16 protein-coding genes and 1 tRNA gene are annotated in these 20,527 nt (G+C 50.4%); 3 read left to right on the top strand and 14 right to left on the bottom strand.

What is annotated here, in order from left to right:
• The first annotated feature begins 99 nt into the window (after positions 1 to 99).
• Both gpmI and QZ331_RS10660 read left to right on the top strand, forming a co-directional pair.
• Positions 100 to 1,614 carry a 2,3-bisphosphoglycerate-independent phosphoglycerate mutase gene (gpmI, locus tag QZ331_RS10665; RefSeq protein WP_294630081.1) on the top strand — a complete coding sequence of 505 codons (1,515 nt, stop codon included), beginning with the start codon at positions 100 to 102 and terminating at the stop codon, positions 1,612 to 1,614.
• A gap of 171 nt (positions 1,615 to 1,785) precedes the next feature.
• A complete protein-coding gene (locus tag QZ331_RS10660) occupies positions 1,786 to 2,367 on the top strand; it encodes a DUF3109 family protein (protein ID WP_294630079.1) in 582 nt (193 codons plus the stop codon).
• Positions 2,368 to 2,490: 123 nt separating this feature from the next.
• On the opposite strand, the gene gyrB is transcribed toward QZ331_RS10660, so the two are convergent.
• The 3 genes from gyrB to QZ331_RS10645 all read right to left on the bottom strand — a co-directional run bounded on the left by gyrB (position 2,491) and on the right by QZ331_RS10645 (position 5,021).
• A complete protein-coding gene (gene gyrB, locus QZ331_RS10655) occupies positions 2,491 to 4,449 on the bottom strand; it encodes a DNA topoisomerase (ATP-hydrolyzing) subunit B (RefSeq protein WP_294630077.1) in 1,959 nt (652 codons plus the stop codon).
• A 204-nt stretch (positions 4,450 to 4,653) separates the two neighbouring features.
• Entirely contained in the window at positions 4,654 to 4,908 is a 255-nt protein-coding gene (rpsT, locus tag QZ331_RS10650) for a 30S ribosomal protein S20 (protein ID WP_294617731.1), read from the bottom strand.
• Positions 4,909 to 4,949: 41 nt separating this feature from the next.
• Positions 4,950 to 5,021 (bottom strand) — tRNA-Glu (locus tag QZ331_RS10645).
• A gap of 582 nt (positions 5,022 to 5,603) precedes the next feature.
• On the opposite strand from QZ331_RS10645, the gene recO reads away from it, so the two are divergent.
• Entirely contained in the window at positions 5,604 to 6,332 is a 729-nt protein-coding gene (gene recO / locus QZ331_RS10640) for a DNA repair protein RecO (RefSeq protein ID WP_294630075.1), read from the top strand.
• A 94-nt stretch (positions 6,333 to 6,426) separates the two neighbouring features.
• On the opposite strand, the gene QZ331_RS10635 is transcribed toward recO, so the two are convergent.
• The 11 genes from QZ331_RS10635 to QZ331_RS10585 form a co-directional block, all read right to left on the bottom strand.
• The gene (locus tag QZ331_RS10635; RefSeq protein ID WP_294630073.1) at positions 6,427 to 6,876 is read right to left on the bottom strand and encodes a GatB/YqeY domain-containing protein; all 450 of its coding nucleotides are present in this window, start codon (positions 6,874 to 6,876) and stop codon (positions 6,427 to 6,429) included.
• 85 nt (positions 6,877 to 6,961) lie between these two features.
• Positions 6,962 to 8,272 (bottom strand): cell division protein FtsZ, encoded by a 1,311-nt coding sequence (gene ftsZ, locus QZ331_RS10630; RefSeq protein WP_294630071.1) that lies wholly within the window; start codon positions 8,270 to 8,272, stop codon positions 6,962 to 6,964.
• Positions 8,273 to 8,306: 34 nt separating this feature from the next.
• Positions 8,307 to 9,758, bottom strand: coding sequence for a cell division protein FtsA (gene ftsA / locus QZ331_RS10625; RefSeq protein WP_294630069.1), 1,452 nt, complete (start codon positions 9,756 to 9,758; stop codon positions 8,307 to 8,309).
• A gap of 8 nt (positions 9,759 to 9,766) precedes the next feature.
• Entirely contained in the window at positions 9,767 to 10,513 is a 747-nt protein-coding gene (locus QZ331_RS10620; RefSeq protein WP_294630067.1) for a cell division protein FtsQ/DivIB, read from the bottom strand.
• 55 nt (positions 10,514 to 10,568) lie between these two features.
• On the bottom strand, positions 10,569 to 11,954 hold the full coding sequence (gene murC / locus QZ331_RS10615) for a UDP-N-acetylmuramate--L-alanine ligase (protein ID WP_294630065.1): 1,386 nt from the start codon (positions 11,952 to 11,954) through the stop codon (positions 10,569 to 10,571).
• 27 nt (positions 11,955 to 11,981) lie between these two features.
• Positions 11,982 to 13,103: an undecaprenyldiphospho-muramoylpentapeptide beta-N-acetylglucosaminyltransferase gene (gene murG, locus QZ331_RS10610; RefSeq protein WP_294630062.1), complete on the bottom strand. Its 1,122-nt coding sequence runs from the start codon at positions 13,101 to 13,103 to the stop codon at positions 11,982 to 11,984.
• A 60-nt stretch (positions 13,104 to 13,163) separates the two neighbouring features.
• Positions 13,164 to 14,489, bottom strand: a complete 1,326-nt coding sequence (locus QZ331_RS10605) for an FtsW/RodA/SpoVE family cell cycle protein (RefSeq protein ID WP_294630060.1) — start codon at positions 14,487 to 14,489, stop codon at positions 13,164 to 13,166.
• A gap of 34 nt (positions 14,490 to 14,523) precedes the next feature.
• Positions 14,524 to 15,858, bottom strand: coding sequence for a UDP-N-acetylmuramoyl-L-alanine--D-glutamate ligase (gene murD / locus QZ331_RS10600; RefSeq protein WP_294630058.1), 1,335 nt, complete (start codon positions 15,856 to 15,858; stop codon positions 14,524 to 14,526).
• A 95-nt stretch (positions 15,859 to 15,953) separates the two neighbouring features.
• Positions 15,954 to 17,222: a phospho-N-acetylmuramoyl-pentapeptide-transferase gene (mraY, locus tag QZ331_RS10595; RefSeq protein ID WP_294630057.1), complete on the bottom strand. Its 1,269-nt coding sequence runs from the start codon at positions 17,220 to 17,222 to the stop codon at positions 15,954 to 15,956.
• A gap of 27 nt (positions 17,223 to 17,249) precedes the next feature.
• A complete protein-coding gene (locus tag QZ331_RS10590) occupies positions 17,250 to 18,701 on the bottom strand; it encodes a UDP-N-acetylmuramoyl-L-alanyl-D-glutamate--2,6-diaminopimelate ligase (protein ID WP_294630055.1) in 1,452 nt (483 codons plus the stop codon).
• Positions 18,702 to 18,732: 31 nt separating this feature from the next.
• Positions 18,733 to 20,527: penicillin-binding transpeptidase domain-containing protein (locus QZ331_RS10585; RefSeq protein ID WP_294630053.1), on the bottom strand; the 1,795-nt coding region annotated here is incomplete at its 5' end.

The raw sequence follows: 20,527 nt of genomic DNA, 5'->3' as shown, positions 1-20,527 counted from the left end.
TGGCACTGTAACTTAACATAGATTAAACGTTCGGATAACCATCTTTTTTGTACCTTTGCGCCCGAAAATCAGAGTGATAATTTAAATATTTGAAATAGTATGAGTAAGAAAGCTCTTTTAATGATCCTCGACGGTTGGGGATTAGGCGACCAAAAGAAAGATGACGTAATCTTCAACACTCCCACGCCTTACTGGGATTATCTGATGAACACTTATCCTCACTCTCAGCTCCAGGCAAGCGGTGAAAACGTAGGTTTGCCCGACGGACAGATGGGAAACTCGGAAGTAGGCCACCTCAATATCGGTGCCGGACGCGTGGTTTATCAGGACTTGGTGAAAATCAACCGTGCCTGTGCCGACAACAGCATCCTGAAGAATCCTGAAATCGTTGCGGCTTTCTCTTATGCCAAAGAGAACGGAAAGAACGTTCACTTCATGGGACTTACTTCCAACGGTGGTGTGCACAGTTCACTCGTCCATCTCTTCAAACTTTGCGACATCGCCAAAGAATACAATATCGAGAATACATTCATCCACTGCTTCATGGACGGCCGCGATACCGACCCCAAGAGCGGTAAAGGCTTTATCGAAGAGCTTTCTGCACACTGCGCGAAATCGGCAGGAAAGATTGCTTCCATCATCGGACGCTATTATGCTATGGACCGCGACAAGCGTTGGGAACGTGTGAAAGAAGCATACGACCTGTTGGTGAACGGCGAGGGAAAGAAAACTGCCGACATGGTGCAGGCTATGCAGGAGTCGTACGACGAAGGCGTGACGGACGAATTTATCAAGCCGATTGTCAATGCGAACGTTGACGGTACAATCAAGGAAGGCGATGTCGTTATCTTCTTCAACTACCGCAACGACCGTGCAAAAGAACTGACCGTTGTATTGACGCAACAGGATATGCCGGAAGCAGGTATGCATACCATTCCGGGGCTGCAATATTACTGCATGACTCCGTACGATGCTTCTTTCAAGGGCGTACACATCCTGTTCGACAAGGAAAACGTTGCCAACACTTTGGGCGAGTATCTTTCTGCCAACGGCAAGAACCAGCTTCACATCGCCGAGACTGAAAAGTATGCTCACGTGACATTCTTCTTCAACGGCGGACGCGAAACCCCGTTTGACAAAGAAGAACGCATCCTCGTTCCTTCTCCGAAAGTGGCTACTTACGACTTGAAGCCGGAGATGAGTGCTTACGAAGTGAAAGACAAACTGGTGGCTGCCATCAACGAAAACAAATACGATTTCATCGTGGTGAACTTCGCCAACGGTGATATGGTAGGTCATACGGGTATTTACGAAGCTATCGAGAAAGCAGTGGTTGCCGTAGACGCTTGCGTGAAAGAGGTAATTGAAGCTGCGAAAGCACAGGATTACGAAGCCATCATCATTGCCGACCACGGCAACGCCGACCACGCTTTGAATGAGGACGGCACCCCGAATACGGCTCACTCGCTGAACCCCGTTCCCTGTGTTTACGTGACCGAAAACAAGGCTGCGAAGGTAGCAGACGGCCGTTTGGCCGATGTAGCTCCGACTATCCTCAAAATCATGGGGCTGGAAGTTCCGGCTGAAATGGACGGAAGCGTGTTGGTAAATTGAGAATTAAAAATTAAAAAATGATAGCAAGGGATAATGCTATTCATACCAAATCATATGCGTTTGCTATTCGTATAGTAAACGCATATGCGTTTTTGGTAGAGTCTCAAAAAGAATTTGTTTTATCAGAACATTTATTTCTCAATTTTTAAATCTCAATTTTCAATTTACAAAATGGTTCAGATTGATGATGTAGTAGTATCTCTCGACGTCTTTCGGGAAAAATTCCTTTGTAACCTCGAAGCCTGCAAAGGCGAATGTTGCATTGAGGGTGACGCGGGCGCACCTGTGGAATTGGAGGAAGTGGAGAAATTGGAAGAAGTATTGCCGGTTGTCTGGGACGAACTCTCGCCGGAAGCCCGTGCGATTATAGACAAGCAGGGAGTGGTATATACGGATGAAGAAGGCGACCTCGTGACTTCGATTGTAAACAACAAAGATTGCGTCTTTACCTGCTACGACGAAAAAGGTTGCTGTTACTGCGCTATCGAGAAGGCTTACCGCGAGGGAAAGACCGACTTCTACAAACCGGTGTCGTGCCATCTTTATCCCATCCGGATTGGAGACTACGGCCCCTACAAGGCTGTGAATTACCATCGTTGGGATGTGTGCAAGGCGGCAGTGCTGCTGGGGGAAAAAGAGAACCTCCCGGTATATCGGTTCCTGAAAGAGCCTTTAATCCGTAAATTCGGCGAAGAGTGGTACAACGAACTGGAAGCTGCCGCCGAAGAGCTGACGAAGCAACATCTTATTTAACGTACATTCAACCCCTGCCCGCGTGCAGGCAAAAGAAAAACGCCGATCGAAGGATAATCCTTCGCTATCGGCGTTTCTTCGTTGTAAGATGTGAGGTTGGTTTATAAAAATGTATTATTAAAATTATGCATCGATATTTGCATACGTTGCATTCTCTTCAATAAATTCGCGGCGCGGCCCTACATCTTCGCCCATCAGCATGGAGAATACATAGTCGGCTTCTGCTGCGTTGTCGATATTTACCTGTTTCAGCATACGGTTTTCGGGGTCCATAGTCGTTTCCCACAACTGCTGTGCGTTCATTTCACCCAAACCTTTGTAGCGCTGTGTATGGATTGCGTTTTCCGAACCGCCGCCATATGTGTCGATAAATCTCTGCCGTTGCTCGTCCGTCCAGCAGTATTCCTCTATTTTGCCTTTTTTGCAGAGGTAGAGCGGGGGAGTGGCGATGTACAGATAACCGTTTTGGATAATCTGCGGCATATAGCGGAAGAAGAACGTCATAATCAGTGTGTCGATGTGCGAACCATCGACGTCGGCATCGGTCATGATGATAATCTTGTGATAGCGCAGCTTGTCGATGTTGGCGGCTTTGCTGTCCTCTTCGGTGCCGATGGTGACGCCGAGCGCTGTGTATATGTTGCGTATTTCGTCGCTTTCCAACGCTTTGTGATACATTGCCTTCTCTACGTTCAGAATCTTACCGCGCAGCGGAAGGATGGCCTGGAACATACGGTTGCGTCCCTGCTTGGCAGTACCGCCTGCCGAGTCACCCTCGACGAGAAACAGTTCGCATTTTGCCGGGTCTTTGTCCGAGCAGTCTGCCAGCTTGCCCGGCAAGCCGCCGCCCGACATCGGCGATTTGCGCTGTACCATCTCGCGGGCTTTTCTTGCGGCGTGGCGTGCGGTGGCAGCTAAAATCACTTTGTCGACGATTGCTTTCGCCTCCTTCGGATGCTCTTCCAGGTAATAGGACAATACTTCGCCTACGGCTTGGTCGACGGCACCCATCACTTCGTTGTTGCCCAACTTCGTTTTGGTTTGTCCTTCAAACTGCGGTTCCGCCACTTTTACGGAGATAACGGCAGTGAGACCTTCGCGGAAGTCATCGCCCGAGATGTCTACCTTCACCTTTTCCAGCATCTTGCTGTCTTCGGCATATTTTTTCAGCGTGCGGGTCAGCGCGCGGCGGAAACCTGCCAGGTGCGTACCACCTTCGATGGTGTTGATGTTATTAACGTAGGAGTGAACGTTTTCGGAGAATCCCGTGTTGTACATGATGGCCACTTCGATGGGAATTCCCTGTTTCTCGGAGTTGAGATAGATGACATCGTTAATCAGGTGTTCGCGCGACGACTCAATGAACCGTACGAATTCCCTCAGTCCCTCTTCCGAGTAGAACTGTTCGCTTTTGAAACTACCGTCCTCGTTCACTGCGCGGCGGTCGATGAGGGAGATGCGCAGCCCTGCGTTCAGATAGGCCAGTTCGCGCAGGCGTGCGGCCAATATCTTGTAATCGTAGACGGTTTCCGTAAAGATGCTGCCGTCGGGCCAGAACTGCTGGCGGGTTCCTGTGATGTCGGAGGTGCCGACTTCTTTCACAGCGTAGAGCGGTTTACCTATTTCATACTCCTGCTGGTAGATTTTGCCATTGCGGAATACTTGCGTGGTCATATGTGTAGACAATGCGTTTACGCACGACATACCTACACCGTGCAAACCACCGGATACTTTGTAAGACCCTTTGTCGAATTTACCACCGGCGTGCAACACGGTCATCGCAACTTCCAGTGCCGATTTCTTTTCTTTCTCGTGATAGTCGACCGGAATACCGCGTCCGTTGTCCTGTACTGTAATTGAATTGTCTTCGTTGATGGTCACTTCGATGTGGCTGCAATAACCCGCCAATGCTTCGTCGATGGAGTTGTCAACGATTTCGTATACCAAGTGGTGGAGTCCCTTTATACTGATGTCGCCGATGTACATCGCAGGGCGTTTTCTTACTGCTTCAAGACCTTCCAATACCTGGATACTATCCGCAGAATAAGACCCGTTATTGGGAGTGATTTGTTCTTCGCTCATAATTGTCTTTCTAACTTTAATAACAGAGCAAATATAGTGATATTTGTCGATTCGGCGAAGAATAAAGGGTGAAAAAATGAAGGATGGGGAGCGGATTCTCTGTTTTCACGGCCGGGTGTGCTGCATGGACCGCCAAAAAAAACAAGAAAGGCTGAACTTTTAAAGTTCAGCCTGCACTATATCGGTTTTCTTGAATCTTTCTAATTAAGCGAGCTTGTTGATGTAGAGAGCCAATTTAGATTTCAAATTGTTAGCTTTGTTCTTGTGGATTACATTTGTCTTAGCCAACTTATCCAACATCTTTGTAACGCCCGGATACATTGCAACTGCTTCTGTTTTATCAGTTGTTGCGCGAAGTTTTCTAACAGCGTTTCTCATGGTCTTGCCATAATATCTGTTGTGAAGTCTTCTTGTTTCTTCTTGTCTGATTCTTTTCAGTGATGATTTATGATTTGCCATTTCGACTAATCTGTTTTTAGTTCTTTTATTCTTTTTACTTGTAGCCCGTGGGGGAATCGAACCCCCCTTTCAAGAATGAAAATCTTGCGTCCTAACCGATAGACGAACGGGCCATCCTGTTTTTGCATTTCTGCTCTTGCTCTCTCGAAGCATTGTTTGTTTCTCGATTGCGGTTGCAAAGGTAGGAACATTTTTGAAACTGACAAGCGTTTCATGCAAAAAAAATGAAGTTTTTTTTTGTTTTTCTTTCCTGATAGGTGTTGTATGTGTTGATAATCAGTTATATAGCATTCTTGTTTTTTTGAATAAAAAAATCATTTCTTGCTGTAAAGGCGGAAACACATATTTCATATATACCTTATTATATATAGAGAGAGAATAAAAAAGGCGCAGGATGCGAAATTTGCTTTTTCTGCTATTTCTTTTCTGCCGGTTGCCTGTGGAGAGATGATTCGGCAGGCAGATTTATTTCGTTCCACTACGGTGGTCTTTGCGGAACACTATAGTGGAACGCAAGGATAACTATAGTGTTCCGTTCGTTCCACTATAGTGTTCCGCAAAAACGTTGGGGAGAGAGGATGATTTTCGTAGGCTGTGCGCAAACTTTTGTTTCTCTCTATTTGGTTACTTGATGCGTATGGACATTGCTATCTTTTTTGTAATTTTGTTCCGGATTGATAATGAGGTAGTCTGCTATGTTGCAAAAAACAAAAGGAATTGTGCTTCGCACGTTGAAGTATAACGATACGTCTGTCATTGTGGATATGTACACGGAGTTGTCCGGCAGGGCTTCTTTTCTTGTGGCGGTGCCCCGTTCGCGAAAGGCTGCGGTAAAATCCGTCCTGTTCCAGCCGTTGTCTTTTATTGAATTTGAAGCGGATTACAGGCCCAATACAACGCTCTATCGCGTGAAGGAGGCCAAATCTTTTTATCCTTTCTCTTCCATTCCTTACGACCCCTACAAATCGTCAATGGTGCTGTTCCTGGCCGAATTTCTCTATCGTGCTGTGCGCGAAGAGGCGGAGAACCGTCCGTTGTTTGCCTATCTCCAGCATTCTATCGTTTGGCTGGACGCGTGTGGCGAGGGGTTTGCCAATTTCCATCTGGTCTTTCTGATGAGGCTTTCCCGCTTCTTGGGGCTTTATCCCAATCTCGATGATTATCGGGCAGGAGATTATTTCGACTTGCTGAATGCTTGCTTCACTTCGGTCCGTCCCCAGTTGCATTCGTCTTATATCAATCCCGAAGAGGCCGGACGGCTTCGGCAACTGATGCGTATGAAGTATGAGACGATGCATCTTTTCGGCATGAGCCGTGCGGAGCGTGCGCGGTGCCTGGCAATTATCAACGATTATTATAGCCTGCATTTGCCGGATTTTCCGGCTTTGAAATCGCTGGAGGTGTTGAAGGAACTGTTTGATTAAGAAAGGCGTGTCTGAATAGGAAATTGTCCGGTAAAACAACAACAGGGCGGTGAGTACTGACCCACCGCCCTGTTGTTACATTCTATGGTTGCGCTTATCCCAAAAGTTCTTTCACTTTCGCAGAAATGGCACGTCCTTCTGCAAGTCCTGCCAGTTTCTTGGAGGCGACTCCCATCACTTTGCCCATGTCTTTGCCACTGGTAGCACCCACTTCGGCAATGATTTCCTTCAAGGCCGCTTCTAATTCTTCGGCCGACATCTGCTTCGGAAGGTATTTTTCCATCACGGCTACTTGTCCCAACTCTGCGTCGGCCAAGTCCTGACGTCCTTGTCCTGCGTAGATTTCAGCAGCGTCTTTTCCTTGTTTCACTAATTTTTGGATGATTTTCAGGGCTGCTTCATCGGTCAGTGTATCGTTGGCTCCGGGAGCGGTCTTGGCTTCGAGGAAAAACTTCTTTACGTTTCTCAGAGTTTCGAGGGCAACTTTGTCTTTTGCCTTCATGGCGCTTTTAATGTCTTCGCTGACTTGTTCGAATAAATCCATACTATTATAATTGAAAATTAAAGATTAAAAATTAGAACCGGCGACTGATTCGCCGGGTTTCTAATTTTCGTTCTTAGTCCTTGATTCAGAAGGTGATGATGCCGTTGTCGTCCGTAGCCTCTTCCGTAGCCGTTTCCTCTTCGAGAGCGGCTTTGGTGCGGATTTTGGTCAACGTTGTCTTGTCGCGCGTATAGGTAGGAGAGTCCTCTACCATCGCGATGATATCGTCGTTGTCCAGGTCCTCGGTAGTGAAGAGATAGATGTGTCGGCGTTTGCGCAGACTCTTGCTTCCGATGTTGCTGGCACTTTCGCCGTAAGCCTTGCGGATGCGCTCTTTGTTTTTTTCTTTCTCTTCTTCCAGTTGTAGTTGGCGTTCTTCCTCTTCCTGACTGCGTACTGCGTGCAGGCTGTCCATACCGGGCACGTCTTCCACGCCGAATCCGGTTGCCAGTACGGTGATTTTTACCTTTGTGTCCAGTGAGTTGTCGATGGCTACACCCCAGATGACCTCTACGCCTTCGCGGAATTTGCTCATGAACTCGTGTATCTCGTTCATCTCTTCCATCATCAGTTCGGACGAGGGGCAGAAGGATACGTTGAGCATCACTTTCTTGGCGTTGAAGATGTCGTTGTTGTTGAGCAACGGCGAGTGCAGGGCGTCGTCGATGGCTTTGGTGACACGGTTCTCGCCTTCGCCGAATCCGGTACTCATGATGGCTACGCCACCGTCTTTGAGGATGGTCTTGACATCGGCAAAGTCGAGGTTGACCGTACCGCGCATGGTGATAATCTCGGCAATGCTCTTGGCGGCAATGGAGAGGGTGTCATCGGCTTTGCCGAAGGCGTTCATGAAGGTGAGGTCGGAGTATATTTCGCGCAGGCGTTCGTTGTTGATGACCAGCAGGGCGTCTACGTGCTGTGCAATGCGCTCTACGCCGTCCAAAGCCTGGATGATTTTCTTTTCTCCTTCGAAGATGAATGGGATGGTGACGATACCGACAGTCAGGATATCCATCTCCTTCGCAATGCGGGCAATGACAGGAGCGGCTCCGGTTCCGGTTCCTCCTCCCATTCCGGCGGTGATGAATACCATCTTGGTTCCGTCGTTCAGTTGGTTTTTGATGTCTTCTATACTTTCTTCGGCGGCATCGCGTGCCCGTTCGGGACGGTTGCCGGCTCCAAGCCCTTGCGTGATGTTACGGCCTAATTGCAGTTTCACCGGGACGGGCGATTCTGCCAAAGCCTGGTTGTCCGTGTTGCAGAGAACGAACGTTACGTCATGGATACCTTCCCGGTACATATGGTTTACGGCGTTGCCGCCACCGCCGCCTACACCAATCACTTTGATGATTTTCGGCGAATCTGTCGGGAAATCGAATTGTACTATCTCGTCCATATCCTATTTATTTTTATTTGTCACTAATCATTTATTACATATCGTCGTCGGAAAAGATTTCTTTCGTCAGCGAATCAAATTTGCGTTGAAACCAACTCGGTCCGGCTTCCCGTTTCCGTCTTTCTTTCTCTTCTTTCTCCTTCTGTTTGCGGATTCTTTCCGCTTCTTTGGCGGCTATTTTCGCTTCGCGTTCCTCTTCTTCTTTTTTGAGACGAGCGAGGCGGGCTTGTTCTTTCAACTCCTGGTCGTCTTTGAATATGTCTCCTTGTTGTGGCACTTGTTCGGGCTCAGGTTTGGGAGTCGGGGGCACCGGGGGCGGTGTCGGAACGGTTTCCGTCAGGCAGCAGTTCTGGTTTCCTTCGAACAGAAGCCCGAATAGCGTGTTCTGCGAACCGTCTTTCCGCAGGATATTGTTGGGAGCATGAACGGTGTTGCGTGGAAGTTTCGCCATTCGTATTTTTTCTATTTTGCTACGTTTGCGCAGCATTTCGTCAAGGCTTTTCAGGTTGGCGGCTCCTCCGGTGAGGATGATTCCTGCCAACAGTTTGTCCTCGAAGCCGGATAACTGCACCTGGTTCCATACGTTGGTGATGATTTCTTCAGCGCGGGCTTCGATGATGTTATTGAGGTCGGTCACTTTGACGGTGCGGCTCTCATCGTCCAGTTTGCAGGTAGCTTCTTCCTGCTCCGGATCTTCTTCGTAGAGCACATCGCCGTAGGCTTTCTTCAACCGTTCTGCTTCTTCCTCCTCCATTTGCAGGGTGGTGATGTCGCGGGTGATGCTGTTGCCACCCAATGGCAATACGGTGAGGAAACGGAGGATGTTGTTCTTGTAGACAGAGATGGTGGTGGTGTCTGCTCCGAAGTCAATCAGTGCGCAGCCTGAGCGGCGTTCGCTTTCGGTCAGTACGGTGTTTGCCGTTACGAGCGGCGTAATCAGCAGGTCGGCGATGTCTATTTTCGCCTGGTGGAAGCAGTGCTCCAGGTTCTTGCGTACGGAAGCACGGGCTACGATGTTGAGGAAACGTCCTTCGATATGGCTTCCCACCAGTCCTACGGGATTGGCTTGCAGGTTGTTGCCCACTTTATATTCTTGGGGTGCTACGTCCAGTATATCCATGTCGGCCACCGGAATGGCGATGTTCTCGTCGCCGATGGCGTTTACAAGGTCTTCCGAAATGATGGCTTCCTCTTTCAAGTCGCGGCACACCACGTTGCGTATTGTGCGGAGTGACTGTCCGCCGATACCTACATATACTTTGGCGATTGAGTTTTTCAACTCACCTTCCAGTCTGTTGATGATGGAAGTCAGGCTTTGTGCCGTTTTGTCCAGGTTGAATATCACCCCTTTACGGATAAACGTAGAAGAGTCTTCCTGGGCATAGGCCAAAATCTGCATACTTCCGTCACTGTTCTTTTTTCCGGCCACACCGGTTATCTTCGATGAACCAAGTTCAATAGCGGCGATAAATTCTGTTGTTGCCATATCCTTGTTTATTTATTATTTTCTCGTTTCGTACAAATAATCTGGTTGCTGAACTCAAGGTTGATGCGTGAATACTTGTTCCAGCCTACCTGGTTGAGTCCTTTCTTGTAGAACTCTTTCAGGCGTGCGAGCTTGTTCTCAAAGTTGTCCAATTTGCCCAGACAGATAAGGTGGTCGCCCACGCGCGGCACTAACTCGATAGTGCGGTCGGGCAACACGTGAATCTGTTCTATCTGTGCATCCCAGAACTTATTATTATGCAAAAATACACCAAACTTATATAAATCCTTCATTGCAAACGACTTTTCTACATTTCCGGTCACAATTACCCGGTGGGCGATGCATTTGGCGGCAGGCGGCATGACGGTTCCTTTGTTGTCGATGTAATAATTCTCGCCTCTGTTGCTCATCACCCGCAGTACGGGGATGCGTTGCGTCACTTCCACGCATACTTTACCGCTCGGGGTCTTGTAACATTCTGCTTCGTTAATCAGCGGATGTTTGCTCAATTCGCGTTCTAACGACTTGGTAGAGATGCGTTCTATCTTTTTCCCGATGGGATAGATTCCTTTGTGTTGGAGGATATCTTTCAGTTCATTCTTGGTGATGAAGCCGGCGTAGGCGGTATCCTTGATGACCAATTCCAAGTCGTGGCAAGTCTGGTTGGCAGGCTTGCGGTTGAAGGCGCTTACAGCTACGACGAGGTAGGCTATGAGCACCAGCATGACGACGGACAGAAGGATTCTTTTAATCATAATTAAAGATTAAAAATTAAAACGGCTGCACTGTTTCGGACAGGTTGCCGGATGATTATTCAGTTGTTTTCTTCTCTAACAGTTCCTTGATTTCGGTGACGTAGTCGTCTATGTCTCCGGCTCCCAAAGTGATTAATACTTCAATGTTTTTATCTTTCAGAATGTTCAGTATATCTTCCTTTTTGCACATACTTTTTTCGATGCCGGGGCGGAGGTTGTCGTATATCAACCGGCTGCTGACACCGGGAATCGGTGCTTCGCGTGCCGGATAGATATCTGTCAAGATAACTTCGTCGAGCAGCGACAGGCTGTCGGCAAACTCCCGGTAGAAGTCGCGCGTGCGGCTGTAGAGGTGCGGTTGGAAGATGGCTGTGATTTTCTTGTCTTTGTAGAGCTCCCGCATCGACAGCACGCTCTGTTTGATTTCGGAGGGGTGGTGTGCGTAGTCGCTCAGAAAGACAATGCGGTCGTTCTTGATTTTGAAGTCGAACCGGCGGTCTACTCCACCGAAACTTGCCATACCTCTTTTTATCTCTTCGGCGGTCGCTCCGTTCAGGTAGGCCAAAGTCATGGCGGCTACGCCGTTCTCTATGTTGATGCTTACCGGCACTCCTAAGCGGATGTCGTCGATGCGGGTGTCCGGGGTTACAAAGTCGATGAATATCTCGCCGTTGCCGATGCGGATGTTCTCTGCGTGGAAGTCGCCTTCGTCACGCGAATAGGTGTAGACACGTACGCCGGGCTGCACTTTCGGTTGCAGGGAGATACCTTTGCGTATGATTAATGCACCGCCCGGTTGGATAAGGGTGGTGTAATGCTCGAAACTTTGCAGGTAGGCCTCCTCTGTTCCGTAGATGTCGAGATGGTCGGGGTCTGTCGAGGTGATGACAGACATATAAGGTGACAACCAGTGGAAAGAGCGGTCGAACTCGTCGGCTTCGATAACCGTGTAGGGGCTTTCCTGCGAAAGCAGCAGGTTCGTTCCGTAGTTCTTCGAGATACCTCCGAGGAAGGCGGTACATTCTACGTGCGATTGGTAGAGAAGATGGGCGGTCATGGTAGAAGTAGTCGTCTTGCCATGAGTGCCGGCCACGCACAATCCTTTGCTGGAACGGGTGATAGTGCCCAATACTTGCGCACGTTTCTGTATTTCGAAGCCGTTGTTGCGGAAGTAGGTCAATTCTTCGTGTTCCTGCGGGACGGCGGGGGTGAATATGACGAGCGTGCTTTCCTTCTCCTTGCAGGCTTCGGGAATCAGTTCGATGTTTTCCTCGTAATGTATTTGGGCGCCTTCGGCGATGAGGGTTTCGGTCAATGGAGTAGGGGTGCGGTCGTATCCTGCCACCACTTTTCCTTTGAAGAGGAAGTAGCGGACGAGCGCACTCATGCCGATGCCGCCGGCACCTACGAAGTAGACTGATTTTATAGTTTCGATATTCATATCTTTGGTTGTTGATTATCCGTTGGGTTATTTGTTTGCTGTTTCTGCTAACTTTATTACCTCCTGTGCAATGATTCTTGCGGAATCGGGCAGAGCCAATTTAGCTATATTCCCGCTCAGCTCTTTGAGCTTCCGTTCGTCGTTGATGGTAGAGAGGGCGATGTCCATCAGGACATTTTCCGCTTCGCTGTCTTTGACGTAGATGGCTGCCTGCTTGTCTACCAGAGCCAGTGCATTCTTGGTCTGATGGTCTTCTGCCACGTTGGGAGAGGGTACCAAGACCACCGGCTTGTGCAAAAGGCAGAACTCCGAAATGGAACCGGCACCTGCACGGGAGATAACAAGGTCGCCTGCTGCATAGGCGGCTGCCATATCCTTGATGAAATCCGTTACATACAGGTTGGGAAGCTCTCCCGCCGCTTTCACGGCTTCGGTCACTTGCGGATAATAGTATTTTCCCGTTTGCCAGATGAATTGCACGTCGCTGTTCGCTTTGATAACCGACAGTCCGGCTGTCAGTGTGTTGTTGATGGTACGTGCCCCTAAGCTGCCGCCTACGATAAGGATGGTTTTCTTGTCCGGTTGCAGGTTGAAGGAGCGTAGTGCCTCTTCTTTGGACGGCATCGCCTCTGTCAGATTTTGCCGCACCGGATTTCCTGTCATGATAATCCTGTCTGCGGGGAAGAATTTTTCCATTCCGTCATAGGCCACGCAAATCTTCCGTGCTTTCTGTGCCAGTAGCTTGTTGGTTACTCCGGCATAGGAGTTCTGTTCTTGTATCAGCGTCGGGATACCCATCATTCCGGCAGTCTTTAAGGTAGGCCCACTGGCATAACCGCCCACGCCTACCGCCACCTGCGGGCGGAAGTTCTTGATGATGCTGCGTGCTTTCCACTGGCTGCGCAACAGTTTCATCACTACCGATACGTTCTTCCATAAGTGTTTGCGGTCGAAACCGGCTATCGGCAGACCGATAATCCGGTAGCCTGCATCGGGAACCCGTTGCATCTCCATACGCCCTTCGGCTCCCACAAAGAGTATTTTGGCGTCGGGGCGCAGTTCCATTATAGCGTTTGCAATAGAGACGGCAGGAAAAATATGTCCTCCCGTGCCTCCACCGCTGATGATAATTCTAAGCTCTTTTTCCATTTTCAATCCTTTCTTTCTATCCGTTGTTCTCCTTTTTCCGATACGCTTTTGCCGTTGCTGTCAATCGTTTCTGGCGGCATCGTTTTCATCTTCAAACTTGGCGTCGCTGTTCAGTATCTGGGCGGTCGGCTCGGCGGCAGCTTGTGCTTCGGAATCGGCTGCCGCATCTGCCGTTATTTGCATCTGAACCTGTGCGTCGCGCTCCTTCAGTTCTTCCAGACGGGCGGTATAGCGGCTTACGCTCAATATCATTCCGATATAGGCGCAGTTGATTAACGTACTTGTTCCTCCCTTGCTGACCAGAGGCAACGGCTGTCCCGTGACGGGGAACAGGCCGACGGCAACCATCATGTTGAGTATCGCCTGCGACACCAGTAGCAAGGCAATTCCCATGACGAGGAAAGCTGGGAAAGTCCGCTCGCATTTTTGTGCGATTCGTCCCGCCCGCATCAGTAGCCACAGGTAAAGGAATACGACGAAGATACCCCCTATCAGCCCCATCTCTTCGATGACAATGGCAAAGATAAAGTCGGAGAACGCCTGGCTGAGAAAGTCGCGCTGTATGGAGTTGCCCGGTCCCTTGCCTACTACGTGGCTGGTAGCGATGGCGATGCGGGCGTGGGCTATCTGCCCGTCTTTGTCGATGTCGAACTTGGCGGCAGGTACTTTTTCCTCCTTCAAGAAACCGGTGACGCGGTTCTGCCAGGTTTCGAAGCGGTGAAGACCGGGCGTGGTGCGCAGCGTCTTTGCGGGGATAGCCATGAGTATTCCTACCGACACTCCGCCTACGAGTGCCAATGCGCCTAACATACCGAACAGTTTTTTGGCAGACACCCGCCCGATGAACATCATCATGCATACCACTCCGAAGAGCAGCATGGCTGTCGAGAGGTTTTCGGGTGCGATGAGCAGGAATACCAGTCCGGTGATAATCATGATGTATTTAAAGGCTTTCGGGTTGGCCCCGTCCTCGTCCTGCCGTTTGGACAGGATGAAGGAGACGGCGATGATGACAGCCATCTTTGCCAGTTCCGAAGGCTGGAACTGTAGCCCCATGAAGGACATCCAACGGGCTGCCCCGTTGACGCGGTCGCCTGTGATGATACCCATCAGTGTGACGAAAGCCAGTAGCACCAGGGATATAGGATACAGGAAGACCGGAAATACCTGAAACCATCTGTAGGGTACGTTGTGCAGGAACACCACTACCACGGCACCCACCATCAGGATGATGGAGTGTTGCGTTATTGGCCCCCAGTGGTCGCCGCTTTTATAAGTCAGAGTTGATGCGGCCGAGAACACCTCGACAATCGAGATGAGGCAGAGACAGAGGAAGATAATCCAGATTACCTTGTCGCCTTTGAATATGTTCTTTAATAAATCCAATCCTGTAGAATTTTAAAATTAATAATTAGAAAAATCAGAGGGCACGGACACATTCCTTAAACTGGTCGCCACGGTCTTCGTAACTCTTGAAGAGGTCGAAGGAAGCGCAGCAGGGGCTTAACAATACGGTCTCCCCTTTTTTTGCCAATTTGTAGGCGGCTTCTACGGCGTCCTTCATACCGGTTTGCACATCGGCTACGGGCAGACCGAGGCGGTCGAAGAATTCGTGAAGTTTTTCGTTATGCAGTCCCATATACACGAGTGCCGAGCACTTTTCGCGTACCAGGTCCTCTATTTCCGTGTAGTCGTTTCCCTTGTCTTTGCCGCCGAGAATCAATACCGTTTTGGTCGTCATGCTTTGCAGGGCGTACCAGCAGGAGTTCACGTTGGTGGCTTTCGAGTCGTTGATGAAGTCGATTCCACGGACGCGTGCCACCTTTTCCAAGCGGTGCTCCACACCCTTGAAGTCGGAGAGGGCTTTGCGGATATTCTCTTTGGCAATACCTGCTAAGTTGGCGGAAATACCGGCAGCCAGGGAGTTGTATAAGTTATGCTGTCCCGTCAGTGCCAGTTCTTCCTGTTCCATGTTGAAGGCAATCGGCTCGTTGATTTTCACCTCGTTGTCCTCCACATAGGCGATGGCACCGTCCTCTTTCACGGCGGCGAAAGGATACAGTTGGGCTTTCAGACCATGCTTTGCCAGTTCGCGTTTGATGAGGGGGTCGTCGTTCCAGAAGATGAAGGCATCGTCGGGAGTCTGATTTTGGGTGATGCGGAACTTGGCGTCGATGTAATTCTGCATACAGTGGTCGTAACGGTCGAGATGGTCGGGGGTGATGTTCATCAGTACAGCGATGTTTGCCCGGAAGTTGTACATATTGTCCAGTTGGAAAGAGCTGAGTTCGATGATGTAGTAATCATGAACTTCTTCCGCCACCTGCAGGGCAAGGCTCTTGCCGATGTTTCCTGCCAGCCCGACGTTCAGGCCTGCGCTTTTGAAAATATGGTAAGTCAGTGAAGTCGTGGTGGTTTTTCCGTTCGACCCCGTGATACAAATCATTTTGGCATTCGTATAGCGTCCGGCAAACTCAATCTCTGATATGACCGGAGTACCTTGAGCTTTCAGTTTCAAGATGAGGGGGGCGTCATTCGGAATACCGGGGCTTTTGATTACTTCGTCGGCATTCAGAATGAGTTCTTCGGTATGCTGTCCTTCTTCCCAGGCAATGTCGCGGCTGTCGAGAAGTTCCTTGTATTTGTCCTTGATGGCGGACATATCCGAAACAAATGTCTCAAATCCTTTCACTTTGGCGAGTACGGCTGCACCTGCGCCGCTTTCGCCGGCTCCTAAAATTACTATTCTTTTCATCTACGGTAATGTGCTTTGTCATTTCGGCGGGCGTTGGGTTGCCTTACCGGTTGCGCACATCTTTTAAAAGTTAATAATCAGGTTAATACTCTCTGTTATCTTATTTTTAATGTGATAATCGTGATGGCTGCCAGCACAATCGTTACAATCCAGAAGCGGACGGTGATTTTCGATTCGTGAAACAGTTGGTGGGGTTGGGTGAACTTCACCGTGCATCCCGGTTCTATCAGACTCATCGAGGTGCGGAAGTGGTCGTGAATCGGTGTCCGCTTGAACAGCCGTTGTTTCACCCCTTTCCGTTTGCCCGCCTTGTAGTAGGCGCGTTGCAGGATGACCGACAGATTCTCCACGAGGAATACACCGCACAGAATCGGTATCAGCAGCTCCTTGTGGATGATGATGGCGAATACGGCAATGATGCCGCCGATTGTCAGGCTGCCGGTGTCGCCCATGAATACTTGTGCCGGATAGGCGTTGTACCAGAGGAAACCAATCAGTGCGCCGATGAAGGCACAGATATAGATGACCAGTTCTTCCGACCCCGGAATGTACATGATATTCAGATAGCCGGCAAATTCGATGTGCGATGAAACGTAGGCCAATACACCGAGCGTAGCACCGATGATGGCCGAATTGCCCGCCGCCATTCCATCCATTCCGTCGTTGAGGTTGGCACCGTTGGACACGGCGGTAACCACGAAGATGGTGATGATGACAAACAGTATCCATCCCGCTGTCTGTGCGTGTTCACCCATGAAAGAGACCAGGTCGGCGTAGTCGAGATTGTTGCTTTTGAAGAAAGGGATGGTGGTCTGGGTCGATTTCAGGTCGTTCGTACCGTGTATCACCTCCATCTCCTGTCCCGGCGTATGCACTTCGATGTTTTCGCGGATTACCACGTCGGGGCTTAAATACAGGGTAAGTCCGACGATTAACCCCAAGCCCACCTGTCCGATGATTTTAAACTTACCGTGCAGCCCTTCCTTGTCTTTCTTGAAGATTTTGATGTAGTCGTCGGCAAATCCGAGCGAGCCGAGCCATACGGTGGTTATCAGCATCAGTATCATATAAATGTTCTCCAGCTTGCCCAGTAGCAGGCACGGGATGAGGATGGCTACGATGATGATGACTCCTCCCATGCTCGGCACACCCACTTTGTTGACGCCGAACGGGTCGGTTTTGGCGTCGCGCTGTGTTTCGGTGATTTGCTTCCTCTTCAGCAGGTTGATAAATTTGTCTCCCCAGATGCTTGAGATAAGCAAGGCGAGGATAACAGCCATCAGCGCGCGGAATGAAGTGTAACCGAACATTCCCGCTCCGGGAAAATTGAGCTTGTGCAGCCATTCAAACAGATAATACAGCATTTTTTATTCGTTGTTATTCGTTAGCCACTAATCGTTAAACATTCTCTTTACCTCCTCCTTGTCGTCGAAAGGATGCTTCACTCCCTTTATCTCCTGATAATTCTCGTGTCCTTTTCCGGCAATGAGTATCACGTCTCCTTTTTCGGCCAGCATACAGGCGGTGCGGATGGCCTCCCTGCGGTCGGCGATGCTCAGCGTCTTTTTCATGTCGTTGGCGTCGAGTCCCGCCAGCATATCGTTGATGATGTCTTGCGGCTCCTCAAAGCGGGGATTGTCCGAGGTGATGATGACACGGTCGCTGGCTTTGGCGGCTTCTTTCGCCATGATGGGGCGTTTGCCCTTGTCGCGGTTGCCGCCTGCTCCTACCACGGTGATGACCTTCCCTTTGCCTTCGAGCACTCCGTGGATGGCGTTGAGCACATTGACAAGCGCGTCGGGTGTGTGTGCATAATCCACAATCGCCGTGACGCCCTTCGGCGAGCGGACGGCATCGAAGCGTCCCGCTACCGGATGAAGCGTGCTGAGGGCGACAAGCACCTCTTCCTCTTTTTTACCCAACAGCACGGCGGCGCCGAACACTGCCAACAGGTTGGAAGCGTTGAACTTGCCGATGAACTGAACGGCCAGCTCGTGATTGTTGAAATCGAGCAGCATTCCTTCAAAATGCGATTCCACCACCCGGCCTTTGAAGTCGCTGAGGCTTCGCAGCGAGTAGGTGTGTACGTTGGAGCGCGTGTTCTGCGTCATTACCAGCCCGTTCTTGTCGTCGAGGTTGGTAAGGCTGAACGCGCTTTTCGGCATATCGTCGAAGAACTTCTTTTTGGCTTTCAGATAGTTCTCTACGGTCTTATGGTAGTCGAGATGGTCGCGCGTAAGGTTGGTAAAGATACCTCCTGCAAACTTCAGCCCGCTGATGCGCTTTTGTGCTATCGAGTGCGAGCTGACCTCCATAAACGCATATTTGCAACCTTCGTCCGCCATGCGTCCCAACAGGCGGTTCAGCGTGACGGGGTCGGGCGTGGTATGGTCGGTAGGGATTGCTTCGTCGTCGATGTAATTACAGACGGTAGAGATAAGCCCCACTTTGTATCCGAAATAGCGGAAGGTATTATATAATAAGGTGGCGATGGTTGTCTTGCCGTTCGTTCCAGTGACGCCCACTAACTCGAGTTTGGATGTCGGGTCGCCGTAGAATGCAGTAGCTATCTTGCCCACCGCCTCTTCGCTGTCGTTCACCTGTATGTAGGTGACGTCCGCCGCAGGCTCTTCGGGCATCTCTTCGCAAAGCACTGCGACAGCTCCTTTGCCGATGGCGGCAGGTATATAAGCATGACCGTCTGCCTGGGTGCCGCGCATCGCCATGAACAACTGTCCGGCTTCTACTAAACGCGAATCGATGTTGATTCCGCTGATTTCTATGTCCGAGTCTCCGGCTATTCGTACCGGCTGAATTGCTTTCAGTAACTTGTTTAGTAACATAGTCTCTTATTTAATACGTTGAATTTACCTTTTAATGCAACGACAGGCTGATGGTCTGTCCTTTCTTGACGATGGTCCCGTTGGCTATCGACTGGCTTCTCACCCTGCCCACTCCGGTCAGATGCACTTTCAGTCCCTTGCTTTCCAACAGGTAGACGGCATCTTTCGCCCCCATCCCTATGACGCTCGGCACGAAGTTCTGCATATTGCTCCGGCTCTCGAACACGACCGCTTTGGGGGCCGCATGGCTCTTTCCCCACACCTCTTTGCCGGTATCGGCTATCTTCTCCTGTATCTCGATGTCGAGTTCCTCCAACACGTGCTGGGCTTCCCGCATCTCTCCGGCTTTTACGTGCGGAATGACTACCGCGTTGGTATCAATCGCGTTGACCAACGGCAGGCGCAGGTCTTTGGCATATACCCTTTCGGCAATCTTACTGAATACGCTACCTGCCATCAAGCCGCCCGAGGCGGGCGCCCCCGGTTTCTGTATGGAGACAATCATGCTGTATTTGGGTGCTTCGGAGGGGAAGTATCCGCAGAAACTTACGAGATAGTTCGTTGTCCCTGTCGTGTATCCGGCTGCTCCCTGCGATATCTGTGCCGTTCCGGTCTTGCCCGAAACGTGGAACTGCTTGCTTCCCGCAGGTTTGGCAAGCCCTTCGCCCACCACTTTCCGCAGAATTTCGCGTATTTGCCTCAATGTCTGGTCCGAACACATTTTCGGGTTGATAATCTCCGTCGGATATTCCTGCACGGTTTCTCCGTCCTTTACAGCCGCCTTTACGAACTTCGGACGCACGACAACGCCGTTGTTCGCTATTCCGTTGTAGAAGGTAAGGATGTTCATCGGCGGCACTTGCGTCTCGTAGCCGATGCTCATCCACGGAAGGGCGGTCTTGGAGAAATAGCTCCGCTCTTTCGGTCCACGGATGTTCGGCTTTCCTTCGCCCGCAATTTGCAGTTGGAGCGGCTGGTCGATACTCATGCGCCGCAGCCCGTCGATGAACTTCTGCGGGTTGCTGCCGTAGAAGTGGTCGATGATGTAGGAAGTCCCGATGTTGGACGACACTTCCAGAATCTCGGTGACATTCAGTTTTCCGTATCCTCCGCGACGCCAGTTGTGGTCTTTCATCACACGGCCGTGCATCGGCATTTGTCCGTTGCCGGTGTCCACTACGTAGTCGGGGGTGATTTTGCCGTCCTCTAAGGCCACCATGATGGAAGCCGTCTTGAAGGTGGAGCCGGGTTCGAGCATATCGCTGATGGCGTTGTTGCGCATCTCGTAAAAGCCGCCGTCTCTGCCCTGCGTCATGTTGACGATGGCTTTCACCTCGCCGGTAGCCACTTCCATCAGTACCACGACGCCTACGCTTGCGTTCAGTTCCTTCATCTTGTCTACCAGCGCCTTTTCGCAGATGTCCTGCATACCTACGTCGATGGTCGATATGAGGTCGCAGCCGTCAATCGGGGGTACGTCGACGATGTTCAGGTATTTGTTTCTCACCTTCTGCCGGTGCGTGCGTCCGTCGCGCCCTTTCAGGATGGTGTCGAAGGCAAGTTCGATACCGTTCCGCGCTCCTTTCGCCGTGTCGGCATATACGTCGCCCAGCGTACGTGCCGCCAGCGAACCGAAGGGTTTCTTGCGCTGGTTGTAGGCAAGCTCCTTGAATCCTCCTTTGTAGCGGTTGAGGCAGAAAACCGGCAATCGCTTCACCTCCTTGTATTGTATGTAGGAGATGCGCTTCGGGTAAATGAGGTAATTGCGGCTCTTTGCCTGTCGCCCTTTCTTCAGGTGCGCCTTGAACTGGGCGGCACTCTTGTCG

This window comes from uncultured Bacteroides sp. (genome assembly GCF_910586915.1).
Lineage (GTDB): Bacteria > Bacteroidota > Bacteroidia > Bacteroidales > Bacteroidaceae > Bacteroides.
This window is presented reverse-complemented; position numbering and strand designations above follow the sequence as displayed.

Coding starts and splice junctions, on each gene's coding strand:
- murC (WP_294630065.1), bottom strand. CDS start 11,954: ATGAATATCGAAACTATAAAATCAGTCTACTTCGTAGGTGCCGGCGGC.
- mraY (WP_294630057.1), bottom strand. CDS start 17,222: ATGCTGTATTATCTGTTTGAATGGCTGCACAAGCTCAATTTTCCCGGA.
- ftsA (WP_294630069.1), bottom strand. CDS start 9,758: ATGGCAACAACAGAATTTATCGCCGCTATTGAACTTGGTTCATCGAAG.
- rpsT (WP_294617731.1), bottom strand. CDS start 4,908: ATGGCAAATCATAAATCATCACTGAAAAGAATCAGACAAGAAGAAACA.
- recO (WP_294630075.1), top strand. CDS start 5,604: ATGTTGCAAAAAACAAAAGGAATTGTGCTTCGCACGTTGAAGTATAAC.
- QZ331_RS10620 (WP_294630067.1), bottom strand. CDS start 10,513: ATGATTAAAAGAATCCTTCTGTCCGTCGTCATGCTGGTGCTCATAGCC.
- QZ331_RS10590 (WP_294630055.1), bottom strand. CDS start 18,701: ATGTTACTAAACAAGTTACTGAAAGCAATTCAGCCGGTACGAATAGCC.
- QZ331_RS10660 (WP_294630079.1), top strand. CDS start 1,786: ATGGTTCAGATTGATGATGTAGTAGTATCTCTCGACGTCTTTCGGGAA.
- QZ331_RS10635 (WP_294630073.1), bottom strand. CDS start 6,876: ATGGATTTATTCGAACAAGTCAGCGAAGACATTAAAAGCGCCATGAAG.
- murG (WP_294630062.1), bottom strand. CDS start 13,103: ATGGAAAAAGAGCTTAGAATTATCATCAGCGGTGGAGGCACGGGAGGA.
- gpmI (WP_294630081.1), top strand. CDS start 100: ATGAGTAAGAAAGCTCTTTTAATGATCCTCGACGGTTGGGGATTAGGC.
- murD (WP_294630058.1), bottom strand. CDS start 15,858: ATGAAAAGAATAGTAATTTTAGGAGCCGGCGAAAGCGGCGCAGGTGCA.
- gyrB (WP_294630077.1), bottom strand. CDS start 4,449: ATGAGCGAAGAACAAATCACTCCCAATAACGGGTCTTATTCTGCGGAT.
- ftsZ (WP_294630071.1), bottom strand. CDS start 8,272: ATGGACGAGATAGTACAATTCGATTTCCCGACAGATTCGCCGAAAATC.